General features: G+C 73.5%; 6 protein-coding genes and 5 pseudogenes. 6 read left to right on the forward strand and 5 right to left on the reverse strand.

Annotated features, from left to right (window positions below; translation table 11 throughout):
- Window positions 1–104 precede the first annotated feature (104 nt).
- A complete protein-coding gene (locus tag ACFWM7_RS15860; RefSeq protein ID WP_383260647.1) occupies window positions 105–2,096 on the forward strand; it encodes a beta-galactosidase family protein in 1,992 nt (663 codons plus the stop codon).
- A 25-nt stretch (window positions 2,097–2,121) separates the two neighbouring features.
- Here the strand turns inward: ACFWM7_RS15860 and ACFWM7_RS15865 are convergent, their stop codons facing one another.
- A complete protein-coding gene (locus ACFWM7_RS15865; RefSeq protein WP_383260648.1) occupies window positions 2,122–2,889 on the reverse strand; it encodes a S1 family peptidase in 768 nt (255 codons plus the stop codon).
- A 304-nt stretch (window positions 2,890–3,193) separates the two neighbouring features.
- Between ACFWM7_RS15865 and ACFWM7_RS15870 the strand changes: the two genes are divergently transcribed.
- Window positions 3,194–4,111 (forward strand): hypothetical protein, encoded by a 918-nt coding sequence (locus tag ACFWM7_RS15870; protein ID WP_383260650.1) that lies wholly within the window; start codon window positions 3,194–3,196, stop codon window positions 4,109–4,111.
- 38 nt (window positions 4,112–4,149) lie between these two features.
- The gene (locus tag ACFWM7_RS15875) at window positions 4,150–4,968 is read left to right on the forward strand and encodes an ankyrin repeat domain-containing protein (RefSeq protein WP_383260652.1); all 819 of its coding nucleotides are present in this window, start codon (window positions 4,150–4,152) and stop codon (window positions 4,966–4,968) included.
- Here the strand turns inward: ACFWM7_RS15875 and ACFWM7_RS15880 are convergent.
- The 3 genes and pseudogenes from ACFWM7_RS15880 to ACFWM7_RS15890 form a co-directional block, all read right to left on the reverse strand.
- Window positions 4,919–5,530 carry a GNAT family N-acetyltransferase gene (locus ACFWM7_RS15880; protein ID WP_383260656.1) on the reverse strand — a complete coding sequence of 204 codons (612 nt, stop codon included), beginning with the start codon at window positions 5,528–5,530 and terminating at the stop codon, window positions 4,919–4,921. The genes ACFWM7_RS15875 and ACFWM7_RS15880 overlap by 50 nt on opposite strands.
- A 366-nt stretch (window positions 5,531–5,896) precedes the next feature.
- Window positions 5,897–6,361: pseudogene (locus ACFWM7_RS15885) on the reverse strand (VOC family protein); the annotation flags it as partial.
- Window positions 6,291–6,644, reverse strand: a pseudogene (locus ACFWM7_RS15890) (short-chain dehydrogenase); the annotation flags it as partial. The pseudogenes ACFWM7_RS15885 and ACFWM7_RS15890, both read right to left, overlap by 71 nt.
- Between ACFWM7_RS15890 and ACFWM7_RS15895 the strand changes: the two are divergent.
- The 3 pseudogenes from ACFWM7_RS15895 to ACFWM7_RS15905 all read left to right on the forward strand — a co-directional run.
- A pseudogene (locus ACFWM7_RS15895) lies at window positions 6,630–6,959 on the forward strand (enoyl-CoA hydratase-related protein); the annotation flags it as partial. The pseudogenes ACFWM7_RS15890 and ACFWM7_RS15895 sit on opposite strands and share 15 nt — an antisense overlap.
- Window positions 6,960–7,007: 48 nt before the next feature.
- Window positions 7,008–7,274: pseudogene (locus ACFWM7_RS15900) on the forward strand (CoA-transferase); the annotation flags it as partial.
- A 35-nt stretch (window positions 7,275–7,309) separates the two neighbouring features.
- A pseudogene (locus ACFWM7_RS15905) lies at window positions 7,310–7,447 on the forward strand (CoA-transferase); the annotation flags it as partial.
- Window positions 7,448–7,787: 340 nt separating this feature from the next.
- On the opposite strand, the gene ACFWM7_RS15910 reads toward ACFWM7_RS15905, so the two are convergent.
- On the reverse strand, window positions 7,788–9,434 hold the full coding sequence (locus ACFWM7_RS15910; RefSeq protein ID WP_383260654.1) for a DEAD/DEAH box helicase: 1,647 nt from the start codon (window positions 9,432–9,434) through the stop codon (window positions 7,788–7,790).
- Between the last annotated feature and the right edge of the window lie 243 nt (window positions 9,435–9,677).

The following is a 9,677-nucleotide window of genomic DNA, read 5'->3' on the forward strand; positions in this document are numbered from 1 at the left end:
GCGATCTTTGTCCATGGACCCGGTGCGCGCCAGAGGTGAAGGTGGTCGGACCAATTCACCCCCGGGCCGCCGGGTGCGGCGGAGCACAGGAGCGTACGAGCACGATGACCGACTTCACCGTGGGGGACGACGGCTTCCGGCTCGACGGGAAGCCCGTACGGCTGCTGTCGGGTGCCCTGCACTACTTCCGGGTGCACGAGGGGCAGTGGGAGCACCGGCTAGGGATGCTCGCCGCGATGGGCCTGAACTGCGTGGAGACGTACGTACCGTGGAATCTGCACGAGCCCCGGGAGGGCGAGGTCCGGGACGTGAGGGCGCTCGGCCGGTTCCTGGACGCGGTGGAGCGGGCGGGGCTGTGGGCGATCGTGCGGCCGGGCCCGTACATCTGCGCCGAGTGGGAGAACGGCGGCCTGCCGGTGTGGGTGACGGGCCGGTTCGGGCGGCGGGTGCGGACCCGGGACGCGGAGTACCGGGCGGTGGTGGAGCGGTGGTTCCGGGAGTTGCTGCCGCAGGTGGTGGCGCGGCAGGTGTCGCGGGGCGGTCCGGTGATCCTCGTCCAGGCGGAGAACGAGTACGGGAGTTACGGCAGCGACGCGGCGTATCTGGAGTGGCTGGCGGGACTGTTGCGGGAGTGCGGGGTCAGCGTCCCCCTGTTCACGTCGGACGGCCCGGAGGACCACATGCTGACCGGTGGTTCGGTGCCGGGCCTGCTGGCGACGGCGAACTTCGGTTCGGGGGCGCGTGAGGGCTTCGAGGTGCTGCGCCGGCATCAGCCCGAGGGCCCGTTGATGTGCATGGAGTTCTGGTGCGGCTGGTTCGACCACTGGGGGGCCGAGCCGGTGCTGCGGGACGCGGAGCAGGCGGCCGGGGCGCTGCGGGAGATCCTGGAGTGCGGGGCGTCGGTGAACATCTACATGGCGCACGGCGGGACGAACTTCGGCGGCTGGGCGGGGGCGAACCGCGGTGGCCCCCTGCAGGACGGGGAGTTCCAGCCGACGGTGACGTCGTACGACTACGACGCGCCCATCGACGAGTACGGGCGGGCCACGGAGAAGTTCCACCTGTTCCGGAAGGTCCTGGAGGGGTACGCCGGGGGGCCGTTGCCCGCGCTGCCGCCGGAGCCGGTGGGGCTCGCCGGACCGGTGCGGGTGGAGCTGGACGGGTGGGCCGGGCTCGGGGACGTGACGGAGGCGCTGGGCGATCCGGAGACGGAGTCGGGGGTGCCGCCGACGTTCGAGGAGCTGGGCGTCGACCGGGGACTGGTGCGCTACCGGGTGGCGGTGCCGGGGCCGCGCCAGGCGTATCCGCTGGGGGCCTCGGGGTTGCGGGGCCGGGCGGTGGTGTACGTGGACGGGGCGCGGGCCGGGGTGCTGACCGAGGAGTCCGGGCCGCTGCCGGAGCCGGTGGCGGGTCCTGCCGAGGTCGAGCTGTGGGTGGAGTCGCTGGGCCGGGTCAACTACGGGCCGAGGCTCGGCGAGCCGAAGGGGATCACGGGCGGGGTGCTGCACGAGCGGCAGTATCTGCACGGGGTACGGGCCCGGGGGCTGCGGCTGGACGCCTTCGAGGCGGCGGGCGCGATGGCGGCGGTCCCGTTCGGCCCGGTGGAGGCCGCCGCCGGGGCCGGTGACGCGGGGCGGACGGGCCTCTTCCGGGGGACGTTCACGGTCGAGGGCGCGGCGGGGGTCACCGGCGTCGCGGGGGCTTCGTCGGCTTCGGACGCGGCGGGTGCTTCGGGGGCTCCGGGTGTTCCCGGCGCGGCGGGTGCTTCGGGCACTTCGAGGGCTTCGGGCGCGGCGGCTGCTTGCGGCGTCGCGGGCACTTCGTCGGCTTCGAGGGCTTCCGGCGTGGCGGGCGTCGGTCACGCGGGGCTCGAACTGCCGGGCTGGACGCGCGGGTTCGTCTGGGTGAATGGCTTCTGCCTGGGCCGGTACTGGTCGGCGGGCCCCCAGCGGATCCTGTACGTGCCGGGCCCGGTGCTCCGCGAGGGCGCCAACGAGGTGTGGGTGCTGGAGCTGGAGGAGGCAGGCGAGCCGTGGGTGGAACTGGGCCCGGGGGCACCCGTTCGAGCGGGCACCCCCGGGGTGGTTCAGCCGTGATCAGCGGCAGGTCGCTCCGAGCGGGTCAGAGCGAGTCGGCCGCGGAGGCGATATCGGCCGCGAAGTGCGAGACCTGGGTGTAGACGCCCGGGTAGTTCGGGCGGGCGCAGCCCTGGCCCCAGCTGACGATGCCGACCTGGACCCACTCGTCGGAGTCGTCCTTGCGGAACATCGGGCCGCCGGAGTCGCCCTGGCAGCTGTCGACGCCGCCGGTGTCGAGGAGGCCGGCGCACAGCTCCTCGTCGGCGACGAGGTCGCCGTAGGCGCCCTGGCAGTCGGCGTCGGAGACGAACGGGACGTCGGCCTTGAGGAGGTGGCGCTGCTGGCTGCCGCCTTCCTTGTCGGCGCCCCAGCCCGCGACGGTGAAGGTGCCCTCGTCGTAGGTGGCGTCGGTGGCGATCTTCAGGGTGGGCTGGTCGATCGGCTTGTCGAGCTTGATCAGCGCCCAGTCCTTGCCGGTGCCGTTGTAGCCGGGGGCCTGGAGGACCTTGGTGGAGTTGACCGTGATGGCGTCGGGCGACTCGAGGTCGGCGACGCCGCCGGTGACGCTGATCGAGGTGTCGTCGCCCGAGCCGTCCACGCAGTGGGCGGCGGTGAGGACGATGTCCTGGGTGTAGAGCGAGCCGCCGCAGCCCATGGAGAGCCGGACCATGAAGGGGAACTCGCCCTGTTCGGCACGTTCCCCGCCGACGATCGGCTGGGGGGCGGCGGAGGCGGGCTGGAGGCTGACGGTCGCGAGGGCGACGGCCGCTATGGCGACGGAACACCTTTTCAGCGCACTCAGAAGCTTCACAGATGCCTGCTTTCGTGGGGGGATTTCGTGTGGGGGGTTGCTGTGGGAGGTTGCCGAACCACGTTGCCGTGCAGGAGTCCCTGTACGAGGTGCGTACGGGGTGCGTACGCGGTGCCGAAATACGGGACGTACCGGCACGGAAAACGAACTCGTCATGTACGCGACAAGAACACTCCGATTATCGGTGCCGGGTGACCGCTGCCACAAGGTGCACTTTTCGGCCAAGATCATCAGGTGGCTTTCCGGCCCCTCCCCGGTCCTCTCCCCCGCCCGGCATACAGTGGAGATCCGTCGACCGTCGCGGATGGGGGATTCCGGCGTGACGAACAGCCCTCCGGGCGCACCCGTCGTCCATGGCTTTCCGCATCTGGACACGGTCCGCTCCGCCATCACCGCGCTCTACCGCCGGCTCTCCGCGGACGGCGTCCGCACCTACGCCACCAGCCTCGCGCCCGCCGACGCCGCGTTCGCGGACGAGGACGATCTGCACCTGGGAGCCCAGCGGGTGGCGCGTTCCCTGGTCCAGCACCTCCGTCTGCCCGAGGCCCGGATGATCGTCGGCTTCCGGGCGATGGAGCACGCGGCGAGCGTGGAACTGACCGCGGGCCCCGAATACTTCATCGAGCTGAACGACCGCTTCCGCACCCACCGCAGGGACATCGGGGCGGCGCTCGCCCACGAGGTCACCCATGTGCTGCTGCACCGGCTCGACCTGGAGTTCCCCGGCACCCGCGCCAACGAGATCCTGACCGACACGACGACGGCGTACCTCGGCGCGGGCTGGCTGCTGCTGGACGCGTTCCGGGAGGACGCCACCTCCCGCCAGAAGCTCGGCTATCTGACCCCGGAGGAGTTCGGGTACGTCCTGGCCAAGCGGGCGTTCGCCTTCGACGAGGACCCCTCCCCGTGGTTCACCAGCCCCCAGGCGTACACCGCGTACACCAAGGGGCGGCAGCGGGCGCTGGACGATCTGCGCAGACCGCCGCTGACCGCCGCCGGCTGGACGGGCCGCCGCCGCTACGCCAAGGACCGCCGGTACGCCCAGGACCACCCCGGCGTCGCCCCGGACCCGGACGTTCCGTACGCCTTCGAGACCGGCGGCGAGGGCCTGCGCGTCTCCTTCCCCTGCCCCACCTGCCACCAGCGCATCCGGCTCCCGGTCCGGGGCCGGGTCAGCGCACGGTGCGGGCTGTGCCGTACCCGCCTGGAGTGCGACACCTGAGCTCGGGCGTTGTCCGTGGCCGGCCGTAGGGTCGAAGCATGACGAACGAGCCGATCAGGGACGAACCAAGCCTGTTCGACGCGCTGTACGAGGACGAGAACGCGGTCGTACGGGCGCTGCGCGCGGGTGCGCGGGCCGAGGCGAGCGACGAGGAGGGCACGACCGCGCTCTATCTGGCATCGGTCCAGGACCGCCCCGAGATCGTGCGGCTGCTGCTCGCGGCCGGCGCCGACCCCGACCGGGCGAGCGGCCCCGGGGCCGGCGACCTGCCGTTGTGCGGGGCGGCGTGCGGCGGGCACACCGAGGTGGTGGAGGCGCTGCTGTCCGCCGGGGCCCGGCCGGATCTGCGCGAGGAGTTCGGCTTCACGGCGCTGCGGTGGGCGGTCGGCCTGGGGCACTCCGCGACGGTGGAAGTGCTCCTCGCCCGGGGGGCGGACCCGCTGCTGCCGGGCCCCCGGGGCGAGGCGCTGCTGGTGCCGGCGGCGCAGCGCGGATCCCTCCGGACGGTACGGTCGCTGCTCGCGTACGGCGCGGGGGCGCAGGGGCAGGAGGCCGCGGTCGCCCTGGCGCTGGCCGAGGCACGGGGCATCGCCGCACGCGATCCGGAGGAGGAGCTGCGGCGGCGGCTGGTGGAGATGTACGGCTCCGACATCGAGACGGTGACGCTCCGCGGCCGGAGGGACGGCGAGGAGACGATGGCGGTGGAGCTGCTCCGGGACGGGGTGCCGTCGGCGGGTGTGGACCAGCACCTGGGGCACGGGGAGATCGCGGCGCTGCTGGAGGCGCAGGTCCGCGCCGGACCGTCGCCTACCGGCCGCGCGCCTCTGTCTCCGCCGCCTCCCATGCCTCCCGGGTGAGTTCGTACTCGACCTCGCCGTGCTCGGAGCCCTCGATGGCCTCCGGCCAGTCGTCGACGTAGGCCCGCAGGAAGGTCAGGCCCGTCTTCTCCATCACGCGCCGGGATCCCGTGTTGACCGCCATCGTGTTCGCGGTGACCCGCTGGACCCCGAGGTCGGTGAACCCTTTGCCGACCAGGGCCCGCGCGCCCTCGGTGGCGTAACCACGGCCCCAGGCGGCCCGGTTCAGCCGGTAGCCCAGTTCGACGACGGCGGGGTCGTGGTCGTCCAGCGGCCGGAGCTCGAACCAGCCGAGGAACGCTCCGGTGTCCTTGCGCTGCGCGGCCCAGTAGCCGCGGGTTCCGGTGCACGCGTGGTCGTGGAGGAGCCGGGGCAGGGTGCGGTCCCGGATGTCCTCGGCGTCGGCGGGCCGGCCGCCGTTGATGTACCGCATCACGGCGGGGTCGTTGTCGAGGGCGAGCAGGTCGGGGGCGTCGGCCGCCGTGACCGGGCGCAGGACGAGCCGGTCGGTCTCCAGGAACGCCGGGGAGACCTCCGGCGTGGTGGTGAGGCGGAGGGTCAGACCCTCCGGGCTCGACAGCCGTGAAGTGCCTCCGGTGACGGTGACCCGCCCGCCGCCGAGCTCGCGGGCCCGGGCGGCGACGCGGTCCGGATCGCCCACGGCCACGGACAGCTCCCATTGCGGCGCGGTCCCGGGGGCGGCTTCCAGGAACGTGACCCGGGTGAGCGGAGCACCGGTCATCCCGGTGTAGAAGTGCCGGGCCCGCTCGGGGTCCGCGCAGACCAGGACCATCTGCTGAGGGAACGCCCCGCCGTCGTCCGGAGGCGAAACCGGCCACCCCGCGAACTCCCGCGGCCGCCAGAGGGAGACCGCCGCGCCCACGGGGTCGATCAGGGTGGCGATCCGGCCCTGGTCCCCCGCGTCGAAGGGCGGTACGAGGATCTGTGCGCCGCTCTCCGCCGCCACGGCCGTACGGAGGTCCACGTCGTCGACCGCCAGGTAGTAGGCGACATGGGCGGGCAGGCCCGGCGGGTAGACGGGCTGCGCAAGGTCGCTCAGGCCGCCGATGCGGTGGCCCCCTGCGGAGAACACGACGGCCCGCCGCCAGTCCTCCTCGTCCACGGCGAAGTCCCAGCCCAGCACCGCGGAGAAGAAGGCGGCGGTGCCGGAGGGGTCGCGGGTCTTGAGGTCCATCCAGCAGAACTCGTTCAGGGGGCCGTGCCGTGTCATCGTGCGCTCCTCGGGTCTCCTGTGCTGGATACCGGGTGCCCGGACGTCCGCGCAAGCAAGTTTCCCCGAAGCCCCCGCGGCCACGGCCCCCCTACGACGCCCCGTACACCTGCCCCGGCTTCTCCGCGTCCGCCAGCAGCCGGCGCGCCGTCGCGCCCGCATCGGCCGGGGACCTGCGTGCGCCCCGGTCGTCGGTGGGGCCGGGGCGCCAGCCCTCCATGACGGTGATGCGGCCCGCCTCGGCCTCGAAGACGCGGCCCGTCACCCCGTCGCTCGCGGCGGAGCCGAGCCAGACGACCAGCGGCGAGACGTTCTCGGGCGCCATGGCGTCGAACTCCCCCTCCCCCGGGGCCGCCATCGCCTCGGCGAAGGTCTGCTCGGTCATCCGGGTCCGGGCGGCGGGGGCGAGGGCGTTGACGTGGACCCCGTAGCCGCGACCCATCTGTCCCGGCTGGTCCCGCAGCATCTGATGCGCACGCTGTACTACACCTCGCGGACCGTCACGGCCGCCGAACTGCACGCCCACGGCTCGGTCTGGCGAGTGGTTCCGCCCGCCGGACTCCACGATGCGGCACTGGCGTTGGCGGCGGAGATCGCCGCCAAGGACGGCCATCTGCTGCGGCTGGCCAAGGCGGCGCTCAACGGCATCGACCCCGTCGACGTCCAGCGCAGCTACCGCTTCGAGCAGGGGTTCACCTTCGAGGCGAACCTCGCCGAGACCGCCGCCCGGGTCCGCGACACCTTCGGCAAGGAGGCCTGAACCGTGACCGCTCCCCCGCACTCCCACGCCCCTGTGCGCGACAAGACGATGACGCCCGAGGAGGTCGTCGACCGGCTCAGCAGCGGGATGACGGTCGGGATCGGCGGCTGGGGGTCGCGCCGTAAGCCGATGGCCCTGGTCAGGGCGCTGCTCCGGTCGCCCGTCACCGATCTCGCGGTGATCTCCTACGGCGGCCCGGATGTCGGGTTGCTGGCGGCGGCGGGCCGGATCCGCCGCCTGGTGACGGCTTTCGTGACGCTCGACTCCATCCCGCTGGAGCCGCACTACCGGGCGGCCCGGCAGCGCGGGGGCTACCGGCAGGCGGTCCGCACCTGGCACGAGGAGCAGAAATGAACGTGTCCGCGACCGGGAGCGTCACCCGCGCCGAGCACTGCGTGATCGCGTGCGCGGAGGCCTGGCGGGGCGACGGCGAGATCCTGGCCAGTCCGATGGGCGCGGTGCCGGCGGCCGGCGCCCGGCTGGCCCGGTGGAGCGAGTGATGGCGGACGCGGAGCGGACTCTTGCCGGCCTGGGCACGATGTCGAGCCCGTCCGCCACATCAAGCCCGTCCGGCGATTGAGGGCCGGGCCGCCCCATCAAGCCCGGACCTTGGCTTGAGGACGACGCGCGCCACATCAAGCCCGTCCGGCGATTGAGGACGTCTTTGGCCCGAGGCCGAGGACCGGGCGGCCAAACCCCAGCCCGTCCGGCGATTGAGGACAAAGCCCCGGTCCGGGGCTTTCGGGGCTCTGCCCCGGACCCCGGTCCTCAATCGCCGGACGGCTTAATGTGGCCCCGGTCCTCAATCGGCGGAGGCCGGGGGTGGCCCTACGCCGCCCGGCGGCCCCTGGTGGGTGCGCCTGAACGGCCCGCGCCCCCGGAGCGCCCCGCACCGCCACCGGCACGCGCACCCTGGGCGCCGCCACCGCCACCGCCACCGGCCGCGCCGGCGCCCCGCCGGCCCCGCCCCCGGCTCCCGGAGCGCACCGCGCCCCCGCCGGAGCCGGAGCCCGCCGAGCCGCCCGACCGGGCCCGTTGCTTCGGCGGGGTCGGCTGCGGCACCTCGATGACGATCGCGACGCCGGACGGCTCACGGGCCCCCGTGATCCGGCCCAGCTCCGCGTCGCTGGAGGTGACCCGCGTGGTGCGCGGCGCGATGCCCGCGTCCTGCATCAGGCGGGTCATCTCCCGCTTCTCCTCGGGCAGCACCAGCGTGACGACGCTGCCGGACTCCCCGGCACGGGCCGTACGGCCACCCCGGTGGAGGTAGTCCTTGTGGTCGGTCGGCGGGTCCACGTTGACGACCAGGTCGAGGTCGTCGACGTGGATGCCGCGGGCCGCGACGTTCGTCGCGACGAGCGCGGTGACCTGCCCGTTCTTGAACTGGTCCAGCGTCCGGTTGCGCTGCGGCTGCGAACGCCCGCCGTGCAGGGCTGCCGCCCGTACACCGCTGGCCAGCAGCCGCTTGGCGAAGCGGTCGGCGGCGCGCTTGGTGTCGACGAACATGATCACGCGACCGTCCCGGGCCGCGATCTTCGTGGCGACGGCCTTCTTGTCGGTCTCGTCCAGGACGTGGAGCACGTGGTGCTCCATCGTGGTGACCGCACCGGCGGACGGGTCCACGGAGTGCACGACCGGGTCGGTGAGGAACATCTTCACGAGCCGGTCGATGTTCTTGTCGAGGGTCGCGGAGAACAGCATCCGCTGCCCGTCCGCCTCGACCTGCTTGAGCAGGGCGACGACCTGCGGCATGAAGCCCATGTCGGCCATCTGGTCGGCCTCGTCCAGGACGGTGATGGCGACCTCGTCCAGCCGGCAGTCGCCGCGCTCGATGAGGTCCTTGAGCCGGCCCGGGGTGGCGACGAGGACTTCGGCGCCGCGCCGCAGGGTGGCGGACTGCTTGGTGATCGACATGCCGCCGACGACGGTGGCCATCCGCAGGTTCACGGCGGTCGCGTACGGGGTCAGCGCGTCGGTGACCTGCTGGGCCAGCTCACGCGTGGGCACGAGGACCATGGCGAGCGGGGCGCGCGGCTCGCTGCGGCGGCCCGCGGTGCGGGCCAGCAGCGCCAGGCCGAAGGCGAGGGTCTTGCCGGAGCCGGTGCGCCCGCGGCCGAGGATGTCGCGGCCGGCCAGCGAGTTCGGCAGGGTCGCGCCCTGGATCGGGAACGGCTCGGTGACGCCCTGCGCGGCGAGGGTCTTCAGCAGCGCGGCGGGCATGTCCAGGTCGGCGAAGGCCTCGACGGACGGCAGCGCGGGGGTCACGGTCTCCGGCAGAGCGAACTCGGCGGGCTGCGCGACGGCGGGCTTGCGGCGGGCCGGGGGCTTGGAGCCGCCCTGGTTACGGGAGCGGGGCGCGCCGCCCCGGCCGTTCGAGGGGGCCTGGGCGCCTGCGCCCTGACCGCGGCCCCGGCCGCGGGCCGGTCGGGAGCGGGGGGTGCGGTCCTGGCGTTCGGAGCGTTCGGAGCTGGTCATACGGAATTGCCCTCCTGGGGGGGATTCCTGGGCAACTGCCGAGTGGGTTGCTGCGATGTGCCGGCCCGGCCGTCCGGGTGCGCCCCCAGGATGTGCGCACAGAACGGGTTGTTGCGACGGGTGGTCGCTCGGACAGCACAAACCGGGGCCCGCACCTTCACGGTGCGGGCCCCGGTCAGCGAGGTACGCGTCCGGCAATTAGGCCGGGACGATGTTCTCCGCCTGCGGGCCCTTCTGGCCCTG

The organism is Streptomyces sp. NPDC058375 (assembly GCF_042723425.1).
GTDB lineage: Bacteria > Actinomycetota > Actinomycetes > Streptomycetales > Streptomycetaceae > Streptomyces > Streptomyces durocortorensis.